At 51.2% G+C, this 25,039-nt stretch carries 19 protein-coding genes; 11 read left to right on the plus strand and 8 right to left on the minus strand.

Annotated features, from left to right (window positions below):
• Positions 1–109: 109 nt before the first annotated feature.
• Together ACY0JR_RS07355 and ACY0JR_RS07360 are read right to left on the minus strand one after the other, a co-directional pair.
• Positions 110–1,930, minus strand: coding sequence for a serine hydrolase (locus tag ACY0JR_RS07355; protein WP_462633297.1), 1,821 nt, complete (start codon positions 1,928–1,930; stop codon positions 110–112).
• Positions 1,931–2,696: 766 nt separating this feature from the next.
• Complete coding sequence (locus tag ACY0JR_RS07360) at positions 2,697–7,265, minus strand: translocation/assembly module TamB domain-containing protein (protein WP_462633298.1); 4,569 nt, start codon at positions 7,263–7,265, stop codon at positions 2,697–2,699.
• 96 nt (positions 7,266–7,361) lie between these two features.
• Between ACY0JR_RS07360 and tsaD the strand changes: the two genes are divergently transcribed.
• Positions 7,362–8,366 (plus strand): tRNA (adenosine(37)-N6)-threonylcarbamoyltransferase complex transferase subunit TsaD, encoded by a 1,005-nt coding sequence (gene tsaD / locus ACY0JR_RS07365; protein ID WP_462633299.1) that lies wholly within the window; start codon positions 7,362–7,364, stop codon positions 8,364–8,366.
• 125 nt (positions 8,367–8,491) lie between these two features.
• Here tsaD and ACY0JR_RS07370 read toward each other — a convergent pair whose 3' ends face one another.
• Positions 8,492–8,947 carry a PIN domain-containing protein gene (locus ACY0JR_RS07370; RefSeq protein ID WP_462633300.1) on the minus strand — a complete coding sequence of 152 codons (456 nt, stop codon included), beginning with the start codon at positions 8,945–8,947 and terminating at the stop codon, positions 8,492–8,494.
• The gene (locus ACY0JR_RS07375; RefSeq protein WP_462633301.1) at positions 8,925–9,167 is read right to left on the minus strand and encodes a UPF0175 family protein; all 243 of its coding nucleotides are present in this window, start codon (positions 9,165–9,167) and stop codon (positions 8,925–8,927) included. Before ACY0JR_RS07375 ends, ACY0JR_RS07370 begins: the two co-directional genes overlap by 23 nt.
• Before the next feature lie 234 nt (positions 9,168–9,401).
• On the opposite strand from ACY0JR_RS07375, the gene ACY0JR_RS07380 reads away from it, so the two are divergent.
• The 4 genes from ACY0JR_RS07380 to ACY0JR_RS07395 all read left to right on the plus strand — a co-directional run bounded on the left by ACY0JR_RS07380 (position 9,402) and on the right by ACY0JR_RS07395 (position 14,591).
• Positions 9,402–10,877, plus strand: coding sequence for a M14 family metallopeptidase (locus ACY0JR_RS07380; RefSeq protein ID WP_462633302.1), 1,476 nt, complete (start codon positions 9,402–9,404; stop codon positions 10,875–10,877).
• Positions 10,878–10,965: 88 nt separating this feature from the next.
• Positions 10,966–12,039 (plus strand): DUF1611 domain-containing protein, encoded by a 1,074-nt coding sequence (locus ACY0JR_RS07385; protein ID WP_462633303.1) that lies wholly within the window; start codon positions 10,966–10,968, stop codon positions 12,037–12,039.
• A complete protein-coding gene (locus tag ACY0JR_RS07390; RefSeq protein ID WP_462633304.1) occupies positions 12,036–13,103 on the plus strand; it encodes a mandelate racemase/muconate lactonizing enzyme family protein in 1,068 nt (355 codons plus the stop codon). Before ACY0JR_RS07385 ends, ACY0JR_RS07390 begins: the two co-directional genes overlap by 4 nt.
• A 255-nt stretch (positions 13,104–13,358) precedes the next feature.
• Positions 13,359–14,591, plus strand: a complete 1,233-nt coding sequence (locus ACY0JR_RS07395; protein WP_462633305.1) for a nucleoside recognition domain-containing protein — start codon at positions 13,359–13,361, stop codon at positions 14,589–14,591.
• A gap of 151 nt (positions 14,592–14,742) precedes the next feature.
• On the opposite strand, the gene ACY0JR_RS07400 is transcribed toward ACY0JR_RS07395, so the two are convergent.
• The 3 genes from ACY0JR_RS07400 to ACY0JR_RS07410 are packed head-to-tail and all read right to left on the minus strand — an operon-like array spanning position 14,743 to position 19,796.
• Positions 14,743–15,222 carry a hypothetical protein gene (locus tag ACY0JR_RS07400; protein WP_462633306.1) on the minus strand — a complete coding sequence of 160 codons (480 nt, stop codon included), beginning with the start codon at positions 15,220–15,222 and terminating at the stop codon, positions 14,743–14,745.
• Between the two features lie 19 nt (positions 15,223–15,241).
• A complete protein-coding gene (locus tag ACY0JR_RS07405) occupies positions 15,242–16,702 on the minus strand; it encodes a SusD/RagB family nutrient-binding outer membrane lipoprotein (RefSeq protein WP_462633307.1) in 1,461 nt (486 codons plus the stop codon).
• A 10-nt stretch (positions 16,703–16,712) separates the two neighbouring features.
• Positions 16,713–19,796, minus strand: a complete 3,084-nt coding sequence (locus ACY0JR_RS07410; protein ID WP_462633308.1) for a SusC/RagA family TonB-linked outer membrane protein — start codon at positions 19,794–19,796, stop codon at positions 16,713–16,715.
• A gap of 209 nt (positions 19,797–20,005) precedes the next feature.
• Here ACY0JR_RS07410 and ACY0JR_RS07415 point away from each other — a divergent pair, with 209 nt between their 5' ends.
• Both ACY0JR_RS07415 and ACY0JR_RS07420 read left to right on the plus strand, forming a co-directional pair.
• Positions 20,006–20,998 (plus strand): MBL fold metallo-hydrolase, encoded by a 993-nt coding sequence (locus tag ACY0JR_RS07415; RefSeq protein WP_462633309.1) that lies wholly within the window; start codon positions 20,006–20,008, stop codon positions 20,996–20,998.
• A 180-nt stretch (positions 20,999–21,178) separates the two neighbouring features.
• Entirely contained in the window at positions 21,179–21,418 is a 240-nt protein-coding gene (locus ACY0JR_RS07420) for a hypothetical protein (protein WP_462633310.1), read from the plus strand.
• Between the two features lie 67 nt (positions 21,419–21,485).
• Here the strand turns inward: ACY0JR_RS07420 and ACY0JR_RS07425 are convergent, their stop codons facing one another.
• Positions 21,486–22,754 carry a serine hydrolase gene (locus ACY0JR_RS07425; RefSeq protein WP_462633311.1) on the minus strand — a complete coding sequence of 423 codons (1,269 nt, stop codon included), beginning with the start codon at positions 22,752–22,754 and terminating at the stop codon, positions 21,486–21,488.
• A gap of 76 nt (positions 22,755–22,830) precedes the next feature.
• Between ACY0JR_RS07425 and ACY0JR_RS07430 the strand changes: the two genes are divergently transcribed.
• The 4 genes from ACY0JR_RS07430 (at position 22,831) to ACY0JR_RS07445 (ending at position 24,969) form a co-directional block, all read left to right on the plus strand.
• Complete coding sequence (locus ACY0JR_RS07430; RefSeq protein ID WP_462633312.1) at positions 22,831–23,226, plus strand: thioesterase family protein; 396 nt, start codon at positions 22,831–22,833, stop codon at positions 23,224–23,226.
• Entirely contained in the window at positions 23,227–23,700 is a 474-nt protein-coding gene (smpB, locus tag ACY0JR_RS07435) for an SsrA-binding protein SmpB (protein ID WP_462633313.1), read from the plus strand.
• 30 nt (positions 23,701–23,730) lie between these two features.
• Complete coding sequence (locus tag ACY0JR_RS07440; protein WP_462633314.1) at positions 23,731–24,009, plus strand: S1 RNA-binding domain-containing protein; 279 nt, start codon at positions 23,731–23,733, stop codon at positions 24,007–24,009.
• Between the two features lie 180 nt (positions 24,010–24,189).
• Entirely contained in the window at positions 24,190–24,969 is a 780-nt protein-coding gene (locus ACY0JR_RS07445) for a C40 family peptidase (RefSeq protein ID WP_462633315.1), read from the plus strand.
• Positions 24,970–25,039 lie beyond the last annotated feature (70 nt).

Raw genomic sequence — 25,039 nt, forward strand, 5'->3', positions numbered from 1 at the left:
CGATAATGGAGTTGGTGTAGGTGTGGGTGGGTGCTTTGGCTGTGTAGATATTTTAGTTGAATGTGCTGTGCGATTGCTTTTTTGTACTTTGTGATTGCCTTTTAATGAGTTATTGCTTAACAAAGCGGCGTAGAATGTCCTGTACTTGGTCGCGAAGCCGGAGGAGGTAGAGGCCGGGGGGGAGTTGTGCGGTGGAGATGGATTGGTTGGGGTAGAGCATGCCTGTTTGTAAGTTGGCTCCCTGCACATTTTGGAGCACATAGGTGACAGGATTCTGGATGCCCTGCACCCGTACTTCGGTGGTGGCGGGATTGGGATACAGCACCAATTCCGGCGCTGAGGCGGTGCTTAATTCACGGGCCTGGCTGTTTTGGTGTAAGCGGAGCGTGGGGTTGCCTTCCAGGGTGTACACGGGCAGATTTGCGGTGGCGGCACTTTGGTTGTACTCCACCACTCTCACGTAATATTTACGGTCTGGGTCTAAGCCACGAACCGAAGCAGACGAGTTTGTTCCGTTGGAGACTACAAAGGTGCCGTCAGCTAGTTTAGAGCCTTCTCCGTAGGTTTCGCTGGCCGTGTAGGACATGCCATCCAGCGGAAAGGCAGTGATGGGGGCATCGGCTTTTACCAGAACCAGTCGGTGGTCTCCGTTGCCGTTCATCCATTTCATTTGGGTGGTAAGGGAGTCTAACGGAACGGCGTTGAGGCGCGCGGCATTCTGGCTGGGCGGGAAAAGGTCATGCGTGGGCCAGTTAACGGCGGTGTCCAGGCATTTCCAGCCTAGTTCGTCCAATTCTTTCCAGAACTGGTCGGCTGACTGGTAGGTGTTCAGCAAGATGGCCCAGGTGTAGCCTCCGCTGGTGCGTACCAGGTAACTGGCGGTGCCGTCCAGACAGCCACTTTGCCACCAATTGTTGTTCAGGTTCACCTGCCAACCTTTCGCCCGCCAGGGGTGCGTGGCAGAGGGCTCTACCATGGAAGCCAGGGTATTCTGGTCCAGTAAATCGGGCTGCGTGGCGAAGCCGTCTACTGACAACAACAGGCGCACCAGGTCGCGGGCCGAGAAAATCCAGCCGCCGTGTGCGTTCATGGCCTCCAGATTGAACCCGCCGTATGCCGCCGGTACTTGCTCTTTGGTGCCGTAGCACGACGCCATGCGGTAGTTGCTCAGGTACTCGCTTTCGCGTTCCTGTTTGTTAACCAGCAAGTTTCGGCCTAAATGCGCTTCCAGCACCCCGCTGGGTTGAAGGATATTCTCCTCTACCCAGCGCTCGTACGGTTGCTTTGTCACGGCTTCCAACACTTTTCCCAGCACCAGATACCCAATGTTAGAATAGGCGGAGCGGGTACCCGGGGTGAAGTCCAGGCCTTTAACCATCAGAAAACGGATTAGGGTGGAGTCGGCCACGGGGTTGCGGGCGTTCATGGCTTTGGTCACATGCACCGGGAAGTCAATGGGGTCGCAATTGGCATAGCCGTCGCAACCAATGGCGCGGTCCCAGCCCGCCGTGTGCTCCAGCAAGTGCTGGATTGTAATGTCTTTCAGCCGAGGATCTGATGTTCCGGCGGAATAATAAGGATTGGGGAGATACCCGTTCGGGCCGAAAACCTTGTGGGACAGACTGAGTTCACCGTCTTGTACCAGTTTCATGATGGCCACCGCCGTCACAATTTTGGATACACTGGCCACCCGCATCAGGCTGTGCGGTTGTAAGGGCTTGGTACGGGCTACATCGGCGTAGCCGAAACCGCGGGCATACACCAGTTTGCCCTCCTTGCTCACGGCCACCGAAGCCCCCGTGACTTCCCATTTCTTAATGAATTGCTGAATAGTAGCGTCAAAACCCGCCAGTTGCGGGACTTGGATTCCTGTTTGTGCAGAAGCGGTAAACGTCCATAAACCCAGAAGGAGCGTAAAAAGTGTTCTCAAATAAAAGTCTCTGTCAATAGTATTTACTTAAGCAAGCAACCCTTCGCGGCTTAAGTTGAAAAGACAAAGTTATTGAACGTTTTGAAGTATTTAAAACGGGTTTGAATATTTTAATGTAAACTTTCTAATAATGTGCAACCTTTGTAAGGTTATTTAAGTGGTTGTATTTTTCTGCTTTTGATTGGATAAAATATAAATCTTTGAAAATGAACCATTTAAGAATTGAATTTAGACGAGTAGCCTGAGTTTCTCTCTACATATTTGGTCTCAAAGTTGTGAGCGAATTGTTTGGAGATAAGCGCTTTAGATAGGCCGCAAGTCTTGAGACTTCGGGTAACTGCTTTGTAAACTTCACTGCCTATGAGATGAAAGTGGCAGACTTGAATCATGGCTCAGGAAAACAAGGCTTCCTAGGACAGAGATACCGTCCTAAGTTGGTAATAACGCCATAGCCGTCTGGGCTAAGCAGGAATGCGTACGACGTTACAGGGTAACGTCGCTACAGTCCATTAATGTAGCCTCGTTACCCTGTAACGAGGTACGCATGCAAGGGAAATTAACCCTCTCTCCGTATCACCAACAATCCTTTATAGGCTCTTTTCTCAAAACTGCCCTGAAACTGAACGGCGTAGAAGTGGTTGGTGAACGGCAAATGGTGAAAATACTTTTCAGTGTAGGTGGAGGCTACTTTGGTACGTTTGAATTGCCTCTACTTTCCAGTATACAGTTCCTAAGCTATTTTAGCTAAAACAGCCGGTAAATGAAGTTAAAGCTCCTGAATAGGTGTAGGAGCGTCGTCTTCTAACCGGAGCATGCGCTCTCTTTCGGCGGCGCGTTGGGCGCGTTTGCTTAGTCTTCTGCGCCGGAACAACTCCCCGAAGGTGTCAAAGTTGGCCTGGTGCAGAATACTTACGGTTTGGCGGCTGGCCGTGGCGTTGGCTTCAAAGTCACGGGGCGTGGTTTCATAGGTGGCGCGTAGCCGTAGCTGGCCGCTGGCGGTCAGGTAATACTCCACAGACCAGTCGCCCGCGGCGGTGGAGCGGTTGTTGCCAATGCGGTTGTTGTTCACGCTGCCTTCGCGGGTTACTTTCAGGCGGCCTTCTAAGAAGGTATAGCTTAGGCGCAACTGCACATCGTCCAGCACCTGGTTTCCGTAGCCGCTTACCCCAATGTCCACTTCCAGGTTGGTGTCAATTTGCGAGAGCCAATAGCTGAGCTGGTTGGAGAACAATTCGCCTACGCTGCTGCCCAAATCGCCCACACCCAAGCCCACCTGTAACTCGTCCTGCGCCGATAAGCGTTTGAACGCGAGCAGGGAGAAGACCTGGCGGTTCAGTTCCTGTTCATCGTTCCGGATGTTGTTCAGGTAGCGGGTAATCTGGTCTTCCAGCAGACTGGGCGTGTCATTGAATTCCAGGTTCAGCCTGATTTGAGGTGTGGTGACCGGCCCGTCCAGGTCCATCACCGCCGTTACCGGATAGCGCGAGCGGGCCGCCGCCGACTGCTGCTGCTGTTCACTTAAATCGGCTAAGATAGGAGCCAATGAAACCCGTTGCGTGTACGTGGCCGTGATTTTCATGAGGCCTTCCAGCGGGTCGCCGTTCCAGGTGATGGTGCCGCCGGGGCGCACGTTGAATTCTTTGTTGATGAGGCCCAGCATAGTGAAATTGTAGCGTCCCTGCACAATCTCGTAGTTCCCGTACATGGCAAATTCGCCCCGCGTATCAATCACCATCCTGATGTTTCCTCGGCCTTTTCCTCTGATAATATCGCCAGTGCGCTCGTCAAAAATCAATTCAATGTAGGCGTTCTCATTCACGTCCAGGTCAAAGTTCAGGCGAATGCCGCTGAGGTCAACCCCTTTCTTCACCAGTGGGGTAGTGGTCTGGGCACTGTCTTGCTTGGCGGGGTTATTGTTTACGAAAGAAATAAAGTTCTGCCGTTCCAGCGAGGTGGCATTGTCCAGCGGGATAGCAATGGTGGTGTTGTTCTCGCTTCTAGCCGAAATGTTCACTTGCAGGTTGGAGGTAGAGCCCAGTGCCGTTACTTCGCCGGTGGCGAAAGCGGTTCCGTAGTACAAGGGGTTGTCGGCGCGGGTGGTGTTCAGGACCATGAACTTATTGAACCGGGCGCGTAAATCCAGCACCATGTTCTGGAACCCATCATGGAAAATACCGCCGTTGAGAATGGCCGTGTTGTTGTAAATATCCCGGATGCGCACATTTTGGAAAGAGATGTCATTCTCTGAGAAGAAAACCCGGTCAGAGAACGTGTACCTCGTGTTAAGGTAATTGAACACAAAGGAACCCTCCGTGACCATTACGGAGCCTTTCAGGATAGGACCCGATAAACGGCCCGAAATGCGTACGCGCCCATCCATGGTGCCGCCCAGGTCAGACATGATGGTTTTCAGCACCGGTTCCACAATCTTGAGTTGGGCATCATCCAGCACGGCCAGCAAATCCAGTTCCTCTTTGCCGCCGCTGGGGTTATACGTGCCGGTGAGCGACAATACTTTTTTGCTGTCTCGGCTGATGCCCAGGTCCACGTTCATCCGCCGGAAACGGTTATCCCAGTTAGTGGTGCCCGCCACATTACCGATTAACTGATTCCCCAGCATAAACGTGTCTACCGCCAGGGTAGAGGACAGGTGCACCTCATTGTAGAGGTCGCGCAGTTGCAGTTCGGCGTTCAGGCGGCCGTCAATCTTGTCTGGTAACAGCGGGTTCAGGTTCTCTAGCCGGAAGTTGGAAAGGTTCACGGTGAGCAAATCCTGCGGATTTCTGGAAAGGACCCCGAAAATGTTCACGCTCTGCGGCCCGTAGGACAAGGTGACGTTTTCAAACCGGACGGCCCCGCCATCAATCACAATGGTGTTGTTGGGCGAAATGGTCCAGACTTTATCCAGCACATTGATGTTGGAACGGTTAAAGACCACCTGAATCTGGTCCTGCTCAAAGGAAACGTTCCCGCTGATGTTGGCGCGGTTGGTGGTGCCGGTCTGGGCTATGTTGCTGGAAAAACTGATGAGCCGCTCGTTCCAGACGCCTTCCACGTACAATTGCTCGGTGTCACCAGCATTGCCCAATTTCTGACGCTCAGAAGTAATAATGGCGTTGGCCAGCACGTCTGGCGTGTTCCAAAGCTTGGAAGACGTTATCTCAACGTTGTTGCGGTAGAACTCGTTTTTGCCGTACAGCAGGGTGTCTATCTGGCTAATGAGGGAGAGCATGGTGGTGGGCCCGCTTCTAAAAGTGCCTTCCAGGGTAGAGAAGTTGGAGACGGAAATGGCCGGGGCAAACGCGTGCAGCACCGGGTTAATGTCCCGCAGGTGCACATCCAGGTCTACTTCATAATCGGCGGGCGGGGCAGATGATTTACGGCGGTAGTAGTTTGCAATTTTGATCGGGTCGTTCTCCAGGTTCAGGCGGTACTCTTCATACAGCGTCTGCAGGTCCCGGAAGAAGGCGGAATACAGGAAATTGCCGCCCGCCTGCAAGGCCAGCACCTCAGAACCTACGTGCAGTTCCCGTATGCCGTCATGAAAATGCGACTCTACTGTTAAGGAATCAATGGCTACTTTTCGGCCGTCATAGGCTAGGGTGGTGTTCTTGAATTGCGCGAGCCCGGCAATCTCATCCAGTTTAATGCCTGTGAAATCTACATCTGCAGTGGTGGAAAGGACAATGCCTTGTTTGGTAAACCCTAGGGCCCGCAGGTCAGCAGTTCGTATGTTGGTTTTCAGGTCAAATACCTGGCGGTTGTTCTGCAGATTAATCTGCCCCGCCGCCGACATCTTGAGGTGAGGGTCATTGATGCTGAGATCACCGTTAAAGGTCTGGCGGCTGAGGTCTGCGTTAACTACAATGTTACGGTAATTGTAGTTGTTAATGTCAATGGCTTTGATGGTGGCATCTACGTTCAGGCGGGCCGAAGCCAGGCTGAAGCCGCTGCCCTGCACTTTTCCGTTGATAGCCACTCTTTTAATGACACTTCGGTCGTCTATCAAGCCACCCACGTCAAAGCCACTGGTATTCAAGTAACCTCGGTACGCTGAGCGGTCAATGTTATTTTTATCGAACTTCAGGTTGATGTCAGACACCACGTTTCCCAGCGCACTCTGGAAAGCGCCGTTGGCTACAAAGTCATTGTAGAAGCCGGTGAACTCACCCTCCAGCTTTACCGTTCCGGCCCGGGCAGCCATGTCATAAGCGTTCTTCGGCAGAAATTTCTTAATGTCCCGGGCGTTGATGCTACTTGGCCCCAGGTGCAAATCAGCGAAGGTGTTCTTGAAATTGGGTAGGCCATCGGCCGAAATATCGCCGGTAATATGGGTGTACTGCCCGTAGCGTACGTCAATTTCCTGCGCCCTGAAATTGTTGACCTTGCCCTTCACCTTGCCGGAGAGCAGTACCTTTTCGTTCCAGTCTTTCAAAACCGGGGCAAAAAGGGCAATATCATCTGAGGTGACGTAGGTGCTGTCAAAGCTGGCCGTCACGTTCATGCTGTCATTGAACTCCTTGAAATTCCAGAAGACCCGGTAATCAAAGCGCACATAGTTGGCCAGATGGCTGTCGTTCACGCGCAGGTTCAATTTGTCCCATTCCCAGAAAGTAGGAGCGAAGGTCATGCGCGTGTCCAGGTCCTTTAAATAGGTCTGTGACCGTTTGTCAATGGTGGTGAGGCTGGTGACCACCGTCTGGATGGTGTCTCCTTTGAAGCTGATTTCCGAAAAACGGCCGTTAATCTGTTCCAGGTCCATGTGCTGGTAATCGAACCCGTACTCCGCCAGCGGCTTGTTGTAATTCTGGTAACGGAAATGCCCGTCTTTGAGAACAATCTCGTCAATTTTAAAATCGAAGGGAGTTTTCGCCTTGGTGGTATCTTTGGTGATCAGGTTAGACAGCGCCCTGATGAACGTGCTCATGTTCAGGGTGTCTGCCCCTTTGTACTGGATCAGGTTGGCCTCAGGTTTCGTAAGGGCCAGGGAAGCAATGTGCAGCCGGTCTGGCTTGAATTTAACCGTAGGAACAGAAATTTCCCGGTCCCCGAACCAGGGAATACGCCACTGGTCAGCTTTGAAAAGTTGGAAGAAACTGATATCGGCATCGGCTTCGCCGATGTAGAAAAGCGTCTTTTTCTGGCGGTCCAGCACCCGCACGTTGGTGAGCACCACGCTCTTAAAGAACGCAATGTCTACCCGGCCAATGGTGACCTGGTGGTGAATGGTTTCAGATAGAATGCTCGCGGCTTTTTGGGCTACTTTGGTCTGAACGGCCGGAAAACGTAGGGCCAGGGTGAGGCCACCCACCAGCAAAACCACCAGTATTAGCACGCCCAGAATTATTTTTAACAGAGCTTTTGCTATAACTTGCGGGTAGTTTTTCTTTTTTTCTTGCGTCTCTTCTTGGTCGTGCGTCTCCAACGGAATATGAACCCTACAATTTTAGCAATAGAATCGTCTTGTGATGAAACATCGGCTTCTGTCATTCAAAACGGCCGCGTGTTGTCCAACATTGTAGCCACGCAGGCAATCCATGAGCAATACGGCGGCGTGGTGCCAGAGTTAGCCTCGCGGGCCCACCAGCAGAACATCATTCCGGTGGTTTCGCAGGCGCTTCAAAGAGCAAATATAGCAAAAAGCCAATTAGATGCGGTGGCTTTTACCCGCGGCCCCGGACTTTTAGGTGCCTTACTGGTAGGCTGTTCGTTCGCCAAATCCTTCGCGTTGGGGCTAAATCTGCCGCTCATTGAAGTGAACCACATGCAGGCCCACATTCTGGCCCATTTCATTGATGATCCCCAACCCCACTTACCGTTCCTCTGCCTCACCGTGAGCGGCGGCCACACCCAGATTGTGCTCGTGCGCAGCCACCTGGACATGGAAGTACTGGGCCAAACAACCGATGACGCCGTGGGCGAAGCTTTTGATAAATCGGCCAAACTCCTGGGCCTGCCGTATCCCGGCGGACCCATGCTGGACAAACTGGCCGCCACCGGAAACCCAAACCGGTTTGCTTTCCCCATCGTGAACATGGACGGCTACGATTTCTCCTTCAGCGGCATCAAAACCTCTATCCTCAACTTCGTGAAGAAGAACACCGCCGCAGAGCCGGATTTCGTGCAGAACAACCTGCCAGATATCTGCGCCAGCATCCAGTGGGCTTTGATTCAAACACTCATGAAGAAGCTGGTGCTGGCCGCCAAAGAGCAGAACATCAAAGAAATTGCCATTGCCGGCGGCGTTTCGGCCAACTCCGGTTTACGGGCTACTTTGCAGGAATATGCCCAGAAATACGGTTGGAATGTGTACTTGCCCGCCTTTGAATACTGCACAGACAACGCCGCCATGATTGCCATGGCCGCCCATTACCAGTACCTGGCCGGCGATTTCACCACCCAATACGCCAGCCCAGACCCACGGCTGAAGGTGTAAAGGCTGGGAGTTGTTTCAGGCTTGTTTTGGTGGAATCTGTCGGGAAACGGCTGCATTGCTTTTCTCTATGATTCAAGCCTGCACCAAAGCAAATGGTTTGTAGGAAGATAGCAAGGCTAAATTTTTTATTCTCCCGCTCTGTCAAAAATTTTCCTTTCAAGTTCGGGAGAAAGCCGGAAGTCTGTTTGCTTTATCTTTTCAAGTATAGGTCTAATAGAAGCTAAATTCCCTTTCAGTTTAGCTTCTACCAGTATGCCAAAGGTTCCGGTGAATCTCAACTCTAAGCTAGCGGCCAATTTTCTTGCTTTGTAGTCATCCAGAATCAGGAGGCAATCCTTTAACTCTATGGCTAACGCTATTGCGCTTGCCTCACCTCTGTCAACAGAGGTTTGTAGCAGATTCGCGTAAGTTTTATTTGTAGCATCTTTGATTCTAATCCAATCAGGTAATGCTTTCCCAAATTCGTCTGCAATGGTAGAAGTAATGCTTATTTCCCCATAAAGGGTCCTGAGCAGTTCTGTTTCGCCTACTTTGTCTAAAATTATCAGGCAACTTGTATCAGCTATGATAATTTCTGGCATTCTGAATATCGTTATCCAAGTCGTCTGCAGGATAATTGAACACGGAGACACCGTATTCACCCAATAACTCCATAAAAGTTCTTTTAGAATATCCGGCAAGGTCTGCGGCTTGCCCTAGAGACAGTTTACCCATTTCGTAGAGCTGGGCAGCCAGGACCATGGTGGCCTCTTTCTGTGTGATATCTACAGATTCTGGTAAGTTAATTGTGAAGGTTTTCATTTCAGTAAGTTACGGCTTTGTGGTGACTAATGTTGATTTTTTGCTTATCTCTCACTACTAACTAGCAAATTCCTTAACTGTTGCATGAACGCTGCTGTAATCAAATTCTGCTAAAATCTTTTCCGTAACACAGATTTCATAGGTACATTGACGCCCTGAACAGCCTTGGCCGCTAACAGAGGGGGAACTCGTGCCCGGCGGGACTAAGGTGCACCACTTAAAAGCCGTGGTTCCATGCGAAAACTCCTTATTTTCATTTTTTCTTTCATGACACTTCTGAGTGCCCAGTGCCAGACCAGCCCTGTTTCCAAAATGGCGCGGCAAGTATTTGACCAACACGCCCGGTTTAAAGAAGCCAGCATCTCTACCCGCCGGTTCAAGCACAAAGATTTGGTGCCGATTTTAGAAAAACTTCGCCAAAATCCGTTGTTTCAGGTGCAGGTGGTGGGCAAATCGGTGGAGCAGCGCGACATTTACCTCATCAAAGCAGGCAACGGCAAAAACAAGGTCATGCTTTGGTCGCAGATGCACGGCGATGAGTCTACTGCCACCATGGCGCTGTTGGACATCTTCAACTTTCTGAAAGCGTCAGATGACCTGAATCCTATTCGTCAGGAGATACTAGAAAACAACACGCTCTATTTTGTGCCCATGCTCAACCCAGACGGGGCCGAGAAGTTCACCCGCAGAAACGCCTTGGAAATTGACTTGAACCGCGATGCCCTTCGGCTCCAGAGCCCTGAGGCGCGTCTGCTCAAAAGCCTTCGCGACAGCATTGATCCTTCGTTCGGGTTTAATTTGCATGACCAAAGCCGGCTGTATACCGTGGGCACCACCGGCCGCCCGGCAACCATTTCCTTTTTGGCGCCCGCCTACAACTACGCTCAAAGCGTGAACGAGGTGCGGGAACGGGCCATGCGTACCATTGTGGGCATGAACGAAAGCATTCAGCAGTTTTTACCAGGGCAGGTGGCTAAGTATTCAGACGAGCATGAGCCCAGAGCCTTCGGCGATAACATCCAGAAATGGGGCACCAGTCTGATTTTAATTGAATCTGGCGGGTACCAGGGCGACCCCGAGAAGCAGTACATCCGGCAGGTGAACTTTGCGGCTATTCTGGCGGCCTTGCAGTTGATTGGCCAGGAAGGCTACAAGGACTATACCACCAAAGACTACTTCAAGATTCCAGAGAATGAGCGTTATCTGTTTGACCTGGTGCTCCGGAAAGTCCGCTACCAAGAGAAAGGCCGGAACACGTTACTGGACATCGGGATTAACCGGAACGAAGCCACCGCCAACACCCCGCAGGGTTTCTACCACCGCAGCACGGTTGAGGAAATAGGCGACATGAGCGTCTTCAACGGCTACGAAGAACTCAACGGCGATGAACTCATCCTCACGCCGGGAAAAGTTTATAAAATGCCGCTGGCGAACGTGGAGGCCTTAACCCCTGAGCGTACGAAGGAATTACTGCAAGCGGGCTATACCACCGTAAGGTTGGAGCGCATCCCCCGCGGTTTTAACCCCGTGAATCTGCCGTTGAATGTGATCTCCAAATCTGGTAGCGCCAACCATGCGTTGGGCTTGGGCAAGGGTGCCAACTTTACGCTCCAAACGCCTGATGGTCAGGTACGCTTCGCAATTGTGAATGGGTTCGTCTATGACCTGAGCAAAGAAAAACCCGCGCTCTTCCACGGGTTGGTTTTATAGTCACCCTTTTGTTTAGCGGCTGTTTTGAAGAAAACGGCCGCTAAACGAATGCACGCATCATTCATCATCTTTCAAACACAAACAAACAATGGACGGAAATGCCATTATCCTCACCAACGGATTACTGAACCAGTATCCGGCCAAAACTGCGCACGGCCTCATTAGAGGTACCGAACGTTTTAGAATCATAGGCGTTATAGATGCCGTTTCGGCCGGGCAAGACGCCGGGGAAGTAGTAGACGGGAAAAACCGCAACATACCGGTTTATTCAGATTTAGCCGAATTCCTGGAAAACAGCCCTGAAAAGGCGCAGTACTGCCTGGTAGGCATCGCCCCAAAGGGTGGAAAGCTACCGGCTAGCATGAAAGAGACCATTTCAGAGGCCATCCGACAGGGGATGAGCATTGTGAGCGGCCTGCACGAGTACCTGAGCGATATGCCGGAATTAGCGGCTTTGGCACAGGAACACGTGGTTGAATTGATTGATGTGCGCAAACCCAAACCAAAAAGCGAACTGCATTTCTGGACCGGCAAAATCAAAGACATTCCGGCCCCGCGCATAGCCGTTCTGGGCACCGATGTACGCATGGGAAAACGCACCACCACGCGCCTGCTCACCCAGGCCGCCGAAGCTGCCGGACTGAAAGCCCAGATGATTTTCACGGGACAGACCGGTTGGATGCAGGGCCGCGGCAAAGGCTTCATTCTGGATTCTACCTACAATGACTTCGTGTCTGGCGAACTGGAGCACGCCATTCTGTCTAGTTATGAAGAACACCAACCCGATGTCTTTTTCGTGGAAGGCCAGGCGGCACTGCGGAACCCCAGCGGCCCCTGCGGGTCTGAATATCTGGTGTCTGGTCAGGTGAAATACGTGGTGCTGCAACATGCGCCCTCCCGCGTGTACTTTGATGACAATGAGGAACTCGGCTTCAAGATTCCGCCGGTCTCCACCGAAATTCAATTAATAGAACTGTACGGGGCCAAAGTGCTGGCGCTTACCTTAAATACCGCCGGCCTCACGCTGGAGCAAGCCCGTGCCTACCAGAAACAATACCAGGAAGAGTTAGGACTGCCCGTGGTTCTTCCGTTGGAAGACGGAGTTGACCGAATCATTGACCTGGTAAAGCAAGTGCTGGAGAAAGAAAGTACCGCCGTATGAAGATAAAGGAAATCAACGTCTGGAAAACGAATCTGGAACTGACCCGCCCGTACACCATTGCTTTCAAAACCGTTTCTACGGTAGAGAATGTGCTGGTGGAGATCATTACCGAAAATGGATTGACTGGCCTGGGAGCCGGAAACCCCAGCACCGAAGTAGTAGGAGAGAAGCTCGCGGAAACCCTGGCCGTGCTTCAGCCCGAGAACCTAGAATGGCTCATAGGCCAGGACATCCGCAGTTTCCAGTTGCTTTGCGCCGAGTTGCCCTTGCGCCTGCCCCGCAACCCCGCCGCCCGCGCGGCGCTCGACATTGCCCTGCATGATGTGTTCAGCAAGTACTTAGGCGTGCCGTTGGTGTCTTTTCTAGGCCAGCGGATAGATTCTTTGCCAACGTCCATCACCATTGGGATTAAGTCTGTGGAAGAAACGTTGGCCGAGGCCGAAGAATACGTGGGCCGTGGTTTTACGCACCTCAAAGTAAAGGTAGGCGAAACGGTAGCGCAGGATTTGGAGCGCCTGGTGAAACTCCGCGAAGCGCACGGCAACAACATTACCATGCGCATAGATGCGAACCAAGGCTGGACCAGCTATGACCTGGCTACCTTCTGCACCCAGGCCCAGCCCCTGGATATTGAACTGATTGAGCAGCCGCTTCCCGCGCCCATGATAGATGACTTGCGCGAATTGCCAGATGCGGTGAAAGACCTGGTAGCCGCCGATGAGTCCCTGCTCTCTCCGGGAGATGCTTTTCAGTTGGCTCAGTCGCCCCGCGCCTGCGGTATTTACAACATCAAGCTCATGAAATGCGGTGGTGTGTTTGCCGCCAAACAGATTGGCACCATCGCCCAGCAGGCCGGTATAGATTTGATGTGGGGCTGTAACGATGAAAGCATCATCAGCATCACCGCGGCCTTGCACGCCGCTTTTTCCTGCCCCAACACCCGCTACATTGACCTGGACGGCAGCCTGGACCTGGCCCGCGATGTAGTATCCGGTGGGTTTATCCTGGAGAACGGCATCATGCGCCCCAACGACAAACCTGGCCTGGGCGTGGAAAGACTATAGTAAATAATCATTGAGAGATTGAGAGAATGGGAGTGTAAGGGAGTTACCATGCTCTCTCAATCTGGCAGAGAATCAACCCACAAACGAGAAAAACCGCTGGTCTAACTATAGAGTAGCGGTTTTTTTAGTTGGGCTGTGTATCTTTCCATCACGTTGTGTCTATTCACCGGCCAAGAACAAGCAAACCGAAGGTTGATGACACAACCCCAACCATTCACTCATTCTCTCAATCATTCATTCTCTCAATACTCACGCATGGTTTTAAATTATTTGTGGGCGGCGTTTTTCATCATTGCCTTCTGCATAGCGCTCTTCAAGCTCATCGTTTTCCAAGATGTAGAAATTTTCCAGAAGCTGGTGGCCAGCACGTTTGACAATGCCAAAACCGGCTTTGAGATTTCCTTGGGTTTAACCGGGGTCATGACGCTCTGGCTGGGCCTCATGAAAGTGGGAGAGCGTGGCGGTATCATTGCGTTGTTCGCCAGGGCGGTGGGGCCCTTTTTTAACCGTCTTTTCCCCGAGATTCCTAAAAACCACCCGGTATTCGGTTCTATTCTCATGAACTTTTCGGCCAACATGCTGGGGCTGGACAATGCCGCCACGCCACTGGGTTTGAAGGCCATGAAAGAAATGCAGGAACTCAACCCCGAGAAGGAAACGGCATCCAATGCCCAAATTATGTTTCTGGTGCTCAACGCCTCGGGCCTCACAATCATTCCCATCAGCATCATGGTGTTCCGGGCGCAGATGGGCGCTGCCGATCCTTCGGATATTTTCATTCCCATTCTGCTGGCTACTTTCTTTTCTACGTTGGCGGGGTTGATCTCGGTAGCTATTTACCAGCGCATCAACTTATTTGACAAGGTAATCTTTGCCTATCTGGGTACCCTAATTCTGTTAATCGCTGCCCTTATCTATTATTTCTCCACCATTTCCCAAGAGCAGATTGGCACAATCTCCACGGTGGCCAGCAATGTCATTCTCTTTACCATCATCGTCTCCTTTATCGGTTTGGCGCTCATCCGGAAGGTGAATGTCTATGAAGCTTTTATTGAAGGGGCGAAGGAAGGTTTCTCCGTGGCTATCACTATTATTCCGTACCTGGTGGCTATTCTGGTGGCGGTAGGCGTATTCCGGGTATCTGGCGCGCTGGATATCATTGTGAACGGCATTGGGCAGTTCTTCGCCTTCCTGGGCATGAACACCGATTTTGTGCCTGCTTTACCGGTAGCGTTCATGAAGCCCCTAAGCGGAAGCGGAGCCCGGGGCCTGATGGTGGAAGCCATGCAAACCTACGGTGCCGATTCTTTTGTGGCCCGGGTAGCCTCCACCATTCAGGGGTCTACCGAGACCACGTTCTATATTCTAGCCGTGTACTTCGGGTCAGTAGGTGTGCGCAAAACCCGCTACGCCCTGGTTTGCGGCTTAATCGCCGATTTGTTTGGGGTTATTGCGGCCATCACGCTGGCGTATTTGTTCTTCCATTAACCGTACGTTTCAATGCTGGTTTTCAGAAACTAACCCTGGAATACTGAAGGTTTACGAAAAATTGTTTCGGGGCCTTTTCTCTGAAAACAGGCTAAAAACAGAAAGGGCTTCCTACTTCGGAAGCCCTTTCTGTTTTATAAGAGGTCAATTCTTATGACCGCAGTCTAATCCATAAGGTTCTGATCAGGCTGAGGGAGTTCTGGTTGAGGATTTCGGTTTCAATTCTGACGTTGGTGCCGGCCGGGGCTTGCGGCACGGTGTAGGAAACCACCAGCGTATCGGTGCGGTCCGTTTTGGAGAAAGCGGGCGTGTACGGGTACGTGGTTACCTTGGTACGGGCACCGGTGCCCACGGTCTGGTACACGTTAATCTCCTTCACCGGCGACTCTGAGAAGAACTGCAATTCGTACCGTATCTGGGTACCGGCGGCGTATTGGCGGGTAGTAGCGTTGTTGGCGGTAGTAATGGCCGTGTTGGTAGACAAGTCCATCAACTCGTTTGCGCTCACCGGCACACTTCCCACTCCGGTAGGCGTGGTGTTATCCTTGATGAAATCTGGTTCATCATAGCAGGCGGTCAGGGAGAAACTTCCGAAGGCCAGCAGGCAGGTATATAAAGCTATTTTTTTCATGTTGTTTTCCTTTTGAAGATTATTGATCCCACCACATTTTTTCGGCAATCCCCTTAGTCACTTTAGACACTTCCTCGGCATTGCGGGAGGCTTCGGTTTCGGGGTAAAGGACCCTTCTGATGAACTGTCCGTTCAAAGCAGGATTGTGTTCGGCTGGCAACTCCATGGTGGGGTAGATGGCAGAGGAATAATCGTACCTCCGTACATCTACCCACGCTTCCGGGTTGAGGTAAAGGGCAATGAGTTTCTCTTTCATGATCAGCCCCAGGGTGAGGTTGTTTGCTCCAACGGCCACTCTGGGGTTGCTGAGATAGGCGGTAATGTCTCCTGCAGCTACGCCTAATTTTTCCATGTGGGCTCTGATACCGGCCAGATAGGCCTGGTACGCCTCAGCGGTGCTGCCGGTGGAAGTGCGCGTACCGCCATTGGCAATAAACCGGGCTTCGGCCTCAATGAATTTCATTTCACTGTAGGTGACCATCAGCACCGGGGCAGACGCCTTGGCATAAAAGGTATTGGCGGTCAGGTTGGTATTGCCCCCGGAGCCAGCTCCGTTTCTGTACCCTAGGTAGTTGGCGGTACTGGTTCCTTTGTCGGCCATGAACGGTAAACGCGGGTCTACCAGTCCAGAGTAGGCGGTACCATTCATAAGGTTGATCAACGTTTGCGAAGGAGCCACAATAAAGTTACCGGTAGTGGTACCAATGGCTATTCCGCTGTTCCAAGGGTTTAAATTGCGCTCATTGAAGGTTACCTGCAGGTCTTCGGCATTACTGGTGAACGCCTTGGCCACAAAGCCGAGGGCTGCTGTAGCGGCAGCGGTTCCCTGTTTCTCTACCAGGTGTATGGTATAGCGGGCCTTCAGCGCATTGGCGGCTTTGATCCAACGGCTAATGTTACCGGCGTAAATCAGGTCATCGGCCCCGGGCCTCACGGTAGAGGTAGTTTTTTGCAACTCTACCAATGCCTCGTCCAGCAAAGTATGGATGGTGGTGTAAATCTGTTCCTGTTCATCATACGCCGGCGTCAGCTCCAGCGGGCCCTGAAAAGCTTGGGAGTAAGGGACAGCTCCCCAGGTATCGGTGAGCAGGCCTAAGTTCAAGGCTTGTAGTACCTTGGTGATACCTACATAATGGGAGGAACCTTCGGCCGAGGCCTGTCTTACCAGCACATCGGCGTTGTTGAGGTTGTTGAGGTAAATGGTGTTCCAGGCTACGTTGATGCGGGCGTCAATGTGACGGTCAAGTTGCTGAGGGCCCGATGTATAGGCGGCCAATTGTTGCGCAAACAAACTGGTGTAAAGCCCAAGATTGTAATGGGCAATGGCAGTAGACGCCTGTATAGGGGAGAGCAGGGCATCTGAACTGACGGCCGCCGCCCGGTTGGGGTCTTCATTGATATCCAGGAACCCATCACAGCCTGCCAGCGGCAGCAAGGCTAGTAATCCCAGGGAAATATATCGTCTAGTGAATTGTAACATGTCTGGTAAATTAAAGGGTGATGTTCAAACCAAAGGTGTAGCTTCTAACTGCCGGAATGCCATAGCCTGTGTATCCCAAAGCATTGCTGCCCGAGCCATAGGTAGGTGTTTCTGGGTCAAATCCTTCAAAAGGAGTAATCAGGAACAGGTTATTGCCGGTCAGGCTCACCCGAACGCTCTTGAACGGTGTTTTCCCAACCAGGCTTAGGGGAAGGCTATACGCCAGTTGGGCATTTCTCAGGCGTACCCAGGAAGCGTCCTGTAAGAGAACATCTGCCGCATCATTGTAGCTGCCGCTGTTGCGGTAGAAGTTTTCATCCAGTACTACCGGAATGGTGTTGGGTTCTCCGTTGGCGTTTACCCCGTTGAAGATAAGCTGCTGGTAGCGGTTCTCCGTTCTGATGTCAATTCCGTTCCGGATGCGGTTACGCATACTCACGTCATATACATCTCCGCCCTGGCGAACTTCCAGCAAAGCCGACAGGCTGATGCCTTTCCAAGTGATAGTGTTGGTGATACCTCCCTGCCAGTCTGGAAGAGCGTTGCCAACTTTAACTAAGGGAGAAGCCGGACTCAGGATAGGGAAACCATTGGTGCCAATGATGAGTCTGCCTTGGTCATCACGCTGAAAAACGCGACCATATAAATCACCGGCTGAACCGCCGACTACTAATCTGTTTACAATGCGGTCATCCTGAAAGGTGATTTCATTTACGGCTTCATGGATGGAAATGACTTCGCTGCGGTTCTGCGACCAGTTCAGCACCACGTCCCAGGTGAAAGCATTCGTTTTAAGGGGAGTTCCCGAGATAAGTAACTCAACGCCTTTGTTCTGGATTTCTCCGGCGTTGCTGGTGTAGTTGGTAATACCCGAGGTAACGCTGGTAGGGATGGCCAGAATCTGGTCAAAGCTGTTGGAACGGTAGTACGTGGCGTCTATGCCTAACCTTCCTTGGAAGAACTGCAACTCGGTACCAAATTCAATGGAAGTGGTTCTTTCTGGCTTTAACTCAGGATCTCCCTGCGTGGTACTCACCACAAACCCGTTCCGGTTCCCGAAGGGAAAACCGCTGGCAGAACCAAAATAGGTGCCCACCCGGTAAGGCTGCGTGTCTTTTCCCACTCCGGCTATGGATGCCCTAACTTTGCCATAGTTGAAGAAGGCGTTTTCAGACAAACCCAGCAACTCAGAGAATACAAAGCTGGTGCTCACCGAAGGGTAGAAGAAGGAACGGTTGTTTTCAGGCAAGGTGGAGGTCCAGTCGTTACGGCCGGTTACGCTTAAGAAAAGCAGGTTTTTGTAATCAACCCTCGCGTCAAAGAAAGCCCCAATGACGCGTCTTTCACTTATCCCGTTGCTGGTGAAGATGTTGGAGGTGTTGGAAAGATGGTAGAACAAAGGCACGGTAAAACGCTCGCCGCGGGTGTTCAGAATGTCTGAATATTGGCTTTCTACGCTGTTACCAATCATGACAGAGGCATGCAGGTCTTCTGTGAAGTCATGTTCTGCCGTTAAGAAAGCGTTTGAGGTCACCTCGCGGTAGTTCACCCGTTCTTCAATGATAAATCCTCCGGTGCCCGCGGCAATGTCCAGCGTGGGCGCTCCCTGGAAAATAGGGCCGGGTACCAGCCGTTGGCGGTTGTCGCTGTACACGTCTGCTCCAATTTTGTAGCTGAAACGTAACCACGGCGTGAAATCATAGTTAAGGCCCACGTTCCCAATGACCCGGTTCACATCATCGTCTAACGTGCTGTTCTCTGCCAGATACCTGGGGTTGTCAATCACCCCCGGGGAATACACTTTCATGGTTCCGTCTGGGTTGAGGTAGTCGTTGACGTCAAACGTAGTGGTGTGATAGGTGAGCGCCGAGAGAATTCCTTTGTCACCGGAAGCGGCCTTGCTTCCGCCCGACTGGCTGTAACTGATGGTTCCGTTGACGGAGAATTTAGGGGAGAAGTTGATGTTTCCGCCCAGTTTTACCGTAGAGCGCGCCCAATCTGAGTTAGGCGCTATGCCTTCCTGGTTGAAGTGGGAAACCGACGTATGGAACGTGGCTTTCTCATTTCCGCCGGAAATGCTGAGATTGTTGTCAAAACGGCTCCCTGTCTGGAAGAAGCGTTCCATGTTGTTATACACCGGATCATCGGTTACCGGGGGACCAAAGGTCTGGAAACGGTTGGGCGCACCCGTGGCCGTCCAGCGAAGCCGGCCGCCCAGTCCTTCTCGGTAGCGGGTCTGGATTTCAGGTACTTTGTTTATGTTGTCAATTCCATAATTGGAGCTAAAAGTAACCGAAGTGGCTCCGGCTTTCCCTTTTTTGGTAGTGATGATGATGGCTCCATTAGCCGCCCTGATGCCGTAAAGCGCCGTGGCCGCAGCTCCTTTCAATACCGTCATGCTTTCCACATCTTCCGGATTAATGTCCGCGGCACGGTTGGTAAAAGCAAACTGCTCGGCACTGTTCAGCGCGTTGGAACCGGCGCTAGGTAACTGGTTGCCCGAAATGGTTTCATTGCTCACCGGAATTCCGTCTATCACAAACAACGGCTGGTTGTTGGCACCCGGGTTCAGCGAATTGATTCCCCTGATCTGAATGCGGGAACCCGCCCCCGGCGAGCCACCAGTGCCCAGCACCTGCACCCCGGCCACGCGCCCCTGCAAGGCATTCACCACGTTGGGGTTTTGGGTCTGTTCAATCTGTGCTGCGCCTACTTCCTGCACTGAGTAGCCCAGGGTCCTTTTTTCCTGCTCCCGGCCGAAGGCGGTAACCACCACTTCATTCAACTGCAACACGTCTGGCTGCAAAGAAACCGTGATAGAGGTTCTGCCGCTAATGGGAACATCCTGCGACGTGAATCCAATAAAGGAGACCACCAAGGTGGTGGCGTTAGACGGGGCCGACACCGTGTAATTGCCCGAGGCGTCTGTGTTGGTGCCATTGGTAGTGCCTTTCACCACCACACTGGCCCCAATCACCGGTGTACCGTCTGAAGCAGAGACTACCCTTCCGGTTATTTGCCGGTTCTGGGCTGCCAACTCTTCCATGCAGCAGAAAGCGCAGAAGAATAGTAGCAATTTGTAGATTTTTTTCATGTGGTTAGAATTTTGTTGGTAAGTATGGGTAAGGTATTTTGATTATAATTTAGGGATTATAGCCTGAAAACCAATAGGCCAGTCATATTAAATGTGCTTTCTACGGAGGGTATCTGAATGCCGAAAATATCGTACCTTCCCCGGTAGACACTTCAACTTCAGTAAGTCTTTAACTTCTACTAAGGACACTTAGTGCGTATATAGTAAGTATGGCAGATAGCTTTCTAATCAATCCAGATCTCCCCATCATTCGCCCTAACTGGAAGGGAAACCCAATACAAGGCAGACGCTTTCTGAACGAATTTAAGCAGGGCAACCAGTCTATGTTGTTGGCGCTAAAGTGGAAACTGACGACTAACCCGCAGCGCGAAGAGAAGAAGAACGATACATGGCTACCCCCGGCCCTTAACCCAAAGGAGTTTCTCAGCAGCAAGCAGGACGGATTGGTATGGCTGGGACATGCCACGTTTTTCATCCGTTTAGGCGGAATCACCTTCTTAACGGACCCGCTATTCTACGGCGTCTCCATGCTGAAGCGAAAAGTACCTTTCCCACTAAAGCCCAGCGAGCTGCCGCACATTGATTACGTGCTGCTTTCGCATGGTCATTTTGACCATTGCGACAAGGCTAGTCTCAAAACCCTGCGTAAAACCCATGCCTTTACCGTGCTCACCTCCCTGAAAATGAAGGACCTGATCCAAGCTTGGATTCCAGACATGCCTGTTCAGGAAGCCGGTTGGTACCAGGAATATGCCTTGCGCGAGAATCAGCCGAAGGTGTTTTACCTGCCCGCCTTTCACTGGCACAAACGCGGCCTCACCGACAATAATCAGATTCTTTGGGGTAGTTTTATGCTGCAAACGCCGGAATACACCCTCTACTTCGGAGCCGATTCGGGTTATGACCAGCATTTCAAAGAGATCCAGAAATTGTTCCCTAGAATAGATACCTGTCTGCTGGGCGTGGGCGCCTACAATCCGGCGTTCATCATGAAACCCAGTCACACCAACCCCGCTGAGGCAGTGCAGGCGTTCACAGATCTGAAAGGCGGCACCTTGGTACCTATGCACTACGCCACCTTTGATCTGTCAGATGAACCCATCAGTGAACCCGTGCGCTGGTTGAAACAACTGGAAGCCAATGGGAAAATTCCCGGTGAATTGAAGGTGTTGGCCATTGGCGAGACGCTCCCTTTCGCATAGGGTTCTCAAGCTTGGGTTTTCCCAAGAAGTGATATGTGTTTCAGCCCTGTTTTCCAGTAAACCGCGCTAAAACGCCTCGGTAAATTTTTACGTAAGGTGGCTTTCCCGTTTAAAGGAGTATCCGTTCTGGTGACTTCCCCGTATTTAGAGAAAATGAGTATTCACCTAAACTGAACCGAAATGGACAACGAGAAAAATATAAACCTGAATAGCCGTCAAGATAACGTAAGCAACCAAGCTGAGCCAGGCCGTGTGCCGGAAGCCATTGGTAAATTACCCTTGCCTACCGATGTAAACGACAACCCCAATGATGCCATTGAAGGAAATCCCGGAATTATCACGGGCGGCAGTGGCCGAAGAGGCAACACCAGCGTAGAAGACGGCGGCGACGTAGACGGAAGCTCTACCGGCAGCCATTAACAGAACTTTTTTAAAGCAAAGGCCCCGCCTGATGAGAATCAGGCGGGGCCTTTGCTTTTGTTCTAGTTTAGTTTTGGGCTGGTTTGTCGTAAACGAGCTTAAAACGGCTTAGGTCTGGCTGACGCTTCTTTTTGCGTTGCAGTTCATAGTTGTAAACCACCTGCCCCAGATCCCGCAAAAAAGGAAAGCCTACGGAGTCGTACTCATATTTGCCGTCGTTGTAAATCTCGTCTTCGTTCACGTGCACGGTGGCGGTGAGCATGAATTCGACCTTGTTTTCAAAATCAACTACGTAAGCATTGTCCGTCAGGAAGCCGTAAGACTGGCCAATCTTGTTGAAAATCCTGATGTTTCCCGGAATTCGCTCTGTACGGGTTGGGCCACCAAAGAGCAGGTACTTTACAAAAGTATCGGGGTACTCTTTTTCATCATATGCCGGATGCGCGGTTTCCCGAGGCAACTGCGACATGTATTGGTAAACGAATTGATAATCTTCGGGCGTAAGGTTAAACCGGTTCTTGGCCGGAACCGAGGAAGGGAAGAGCAAGGCGCGCAACATCTGGTGCTGGTCTTCCAAGGCGAACGTATTAGATAAGGCGAAATCACGGGGATCCATCACCAGTTTGTCGTTATTATCCATGTTGCCTTTGCCCATGAGAATAGGAGTGGGGTTCTGGTAGCTTTTGCTGCTCTTCACCAAACCCTGCTGGTACACCACTTTCCCGTTTTGCAGAAATCTCACCGGATTGGTGTATTGATCTAACTCTATGGGCAGAAACGTAGCCAACCTAATAGGCAGCCTGATACTAGAATAGCCTTTGGCTTTCAGTCCTTCGTTCAAAGGCTCCTGACCTATAAACTCATACAGCCGGTTATAGGCCTCATTGTCACTGGTGACCAGAATTTTCTTAATATAATGGGCAATGGAAGGAAAGCCGTTAGCCGAAGTAGTATCTTGCAAGACTTTGGATTGCCCGGCAAAGGCACTGTCTGTGAGCATGGTGGTCTCTTTGGTGAGGCCTGGCACTTTGAGCGTATTAATTTTCTCCAGCGCCATCAAAGAAGCTGGTAATTTCACCGTGCTGGCGGGGTTGAAATATTCCTGGGCATTTACCCGGTACCGGTAGGTTTTGAAGGAAGGCTCGTTGTTTTTATCCCGGTCAATCTGCGTATACAAAATCTGAATTCTGTACTTCTCGGGTTGTTCCAGCAGAGATTTGAATTTATCTGGGTGCTGTTCCAGAAGTTGGGAGAGGAACTTATCGGTTTTAGCTTGAGCCCCGGCGAGGGTAGAACCCAGAAGCAGCAGAGAAAGGCCCAGGAAAGTCTTTTTCATAGGATGGCAGGATATTGAGACGGATAAGGCTAATATGCGTAGAAATTTTTAATCTTCGTTCCTAAACAAACCAAATATGCAGAACCCGTTTCAGGAAGGAGACACCAAACATTTTCACAAACTAATCACCGACGCCGATTTTGCCCGATTTGAGGCCGGTTTGGTCCACCCGGTCTGTTCTACCTTCGCGCTGGCGCAGGCCATGGAGTGGGCCTCGCGGCTGTTTGTGCTGGAAATGAAGGATGCTGACGAGGAAGGAATTGGCACCATGCTCCACATTGACCACCACAGTCCGGCTTTTGCCGGAGAAAATTTGGTCATTGAGGCTACGTACAAGACCTTGCACCAGAACGAACTACGCTGCACCATAGCCGTAAAGGCCGGGGAGCGGTTGATTGCCACCGGGCAAACCGGTCAAAAAATTTTGAAAAAAGAGAAGATCCACCGACTTTTGAAGAACAGTAGAAACTAAATGGCGAAATCAAAAGAGAAAGACAGGCTGCAGAAAACGGTAAATATCTCTAACCGCCGCGCCTCCTATGAGTACCAGTTTCTAGACAAATACACCGCCGGCATCATGCTGCGCGGCACCGAGATCAAATCCATCAGGGAAGGGAACGTAAACCTTTCAGACGGTTACTGTACGTTTCACGGAACTGAGTTGATTCTGCACCAGGTCACCATCTCCAAATATACCGAAGGTACCCACTACAACCACGAACCCACCCGTGATCGCAAGCTGCTCCTGAACAAACGCGAGTTGAAGAAGCTGAAGGAGGGGGCCCAGGAGCAAGGCGTCACCATTATTCCTACCCGGCTTTTCATCTCAGAGCGCGGCTTCGCCAAAGTAGACATCGCCCTGGCCAAAGGAAAGAAACTCTTTGACAAACGCGAAGACATCAAAGAGCGTGACGTAAAACGTGACCTGGCCCGTGAACGCTACTAGATAAGAAGTTGCCTGCAAGTTTATTAAGAAATGACGAAAGAAGAAGACAACTGGAATGAAGTAAAAGATAAATTAAATGTTGGGGATGAAGTTGAAGGGGTAGTTGTCTATAAAGCTCCGTTTGGCGATTTCATCAATATAGGAGTGGAATTTCTTGCCTTATTAGAGATAATTTTAATGAAGGATTTAACTCCAGAAAAATATAAGGAAGGGCAATACAACCTTGTAGGTTCAACAGTTAAGGCTCATATAGTAGGATTTGATGATTCAAACAAACAAATCCGATTGGCCCAAAAGCAGTTAGATTAAAAAGATAGGGAATACTATACAAAACCTTCAGGCAATAACACCTATACGGCAGCTATGCAGCCGCATAGCCTAGAATGTTAGAACAAAGAATCAAGAATTGACTCTGAAAAGAGGCTACTTTCTTTTCTATACCTTTTACACTCACTCATTCTCTCAACCACTCATTCATTCATTATTACCTTGAACTTCGGGATTTGTAAATTGAGTCTGGTGCCGGTGCGCCGGGAGCCGTCAGATAAAAGCGAGCAGATTACCCAATTGGTGTTTGGGGAGTGCTATGAGGTGCTGCAAACCCAGGAAAAGTGGATTCAGGTCCGGAATGCCGCCGATGACTACGAAGGGTGGATTGATGTCAAACAGCACTTCCCGGTGTCAGACGCTTATTTTCAGGAGTGGCGACAGGCCCAACACGCCCGTTCCATGGATCTGGTGCAAACCGTAAGCTGCGGAAACACGGTCACGCCCATCGGCTTTGGCAGCGTCTTGCCTTTCTTTGACGGCATGAGCATACGCGTGGGCGAGGAGCGGTTTCTCTACAACGGCCGGGCCTCAAACCCTTCCATGCCGTACCGCGAGAATTTCCTGCAAAAGATAGCCGTACAGTTTTTGCGGGCGCCCTACCTATGGGGCGGTAAATCCATCTTCGGGATTGACTGCTCGGGGTTTGTGCAGCAGGTGTACAGCGTGTGCGGCTACCAACTTCGGCGTGACGCCTACCAGCAGGTGGAACACGGGCAGGAGGTGCATTTTGTGAGCCAGACCCGCCCCGGCGATGTCGCTTTCTTTGACAATGACGAAGGCCGAATCATTCATGTGGGCCTGGTGCTGGAAGACCAGAAGATCATCCATGCCTCCGGCGAAGTGCGCATAGACCAACTGGACCACCACGGCATCTACAACCGCGACACCAAACGTTATTCCCACAAACTCCGCATCATTAAACGGATCTTGCCCGCCTAAACCGTGTAACACGAAGCCCTGAAAATCAGTTAGAAAAAACTGTTGTAAGATATTTTTGCGTATCTTACTG

The sequence above is a fragment of the Rufibacter sp. JT3400010 genome (genome assembly GCF_054956755.1).

Bases quoted from the DNA above. Each gene is read 5' to 3' on its own strand.
- tsaD (WP_462633299.1), top strand. From the start codon at position 7,362: ATGAACCCTACAATTTTAGCAATAGAATCGTCTTGTGATGAAACATCG.
- ACY0JR_RS07370 (WP_462633300.1), bottom strand. From the start codon at position 8,947: ATGCCAGAAATTATCATAGCTGATACAAGTTGCCTGATAATTTTAGAC.
- ACY0JR_RS07375 (WP_462633301.1), bottom strand. From the start codon at position 9,167: ATGAAAACCTTCACAATTAACTTACCAGAATCTGTAGATATCACACAG.
- ACY0JR_RS07380 (WP_462633302.1), top strand. From the start codon at position 9,402: ATGCGAAAACTCCTTATTTTCATTTTTTCTTTCATGACACTTCTGAGT.
- ACY0JR_RS07385 (WP_462633303.1), top strand. From the start codon at position 10,966: ATGGACGGAAATGCCATTATCCTCACCAACGGATTACTGAACCAGTAT.
- ACY0JR_RS07390 (WP_462633304.1), top strand. From the start codon at position 12,036: ATGAAGATAAAGGAAATCAACGTCTGGAAAACGAATCTGGAACTGACC.
- ACY0JR_RS07395 (WP_462633305.1), top strand. From the start codon at position 13,359: ATGGTTTTAAATTATTTGTGGGCGGCGTTTTTCATCATTGCCTTCTGC.
- ACY0JR_RS07400 (WP_462633306.1), bottom strand. From the start codon at position 15,222: ATGAAAAAAATAGCTTTATATACCTGCCTGCTGGCCTTCGGAAGTTTC.
- ACY0JR_RS07405 (WP_462633307.1), bottom strand. From the start codon at position 16,702: ATGTTACAATTCACTAGACGATATATTTCCCTGGGATTACTAGCCTTG.
- ACY0JR_RS07410 (WP_462633308.1), bottom strand. From the start codon at position 19,796: ATGAAAAAAATCTACAAATTGCTACTATTCTTCTGCGCTTTCTGCTGC.
- ACY0JR_RS07415 (WP_462633309.1), top strand. From the start codon at position 20,006: ATGGCAGATAGCTTTCTAATCAATCCAGATCTCCCCATCATTCGCCCT.
- ACY0JR_RS07420 (WP_462633310.1), top strand. From the start codon at position 21,179: ATGGACAACGAGAAAAATATAAACCTGAATAGCCGTCAAGATAACGTA.
- ACY0JR_RS07425 (WP_462633311.1), bottom strand. From the start codon at position 22,754: ATGAAAAAGACTTTCCTGGGCCTTTCTCTGCTGCTTCTGGGTTCTACC.
- ACY0JR_RS07430 (WP_462633312.1), top strand. From the start codon at position 22,831: ATGCAGAACCCGTTTCAGGAAGGAGACACCAAACATTTTCACAAACTA.
- smpB (WP_462633313.1), top strand. From the start codon at position 23,227: ATGGCGAAATCAAAAGAGAAAGACAGGCTGCAGAAAACGGTAAATATC.
- ACY0JR_RS07440 (WP_462633314.1), top strand. From the start codon at position 23,731: ATGACGAAAGAAGAAGACAACTGGAATGAAGTAAAAGATAAATTAAAT.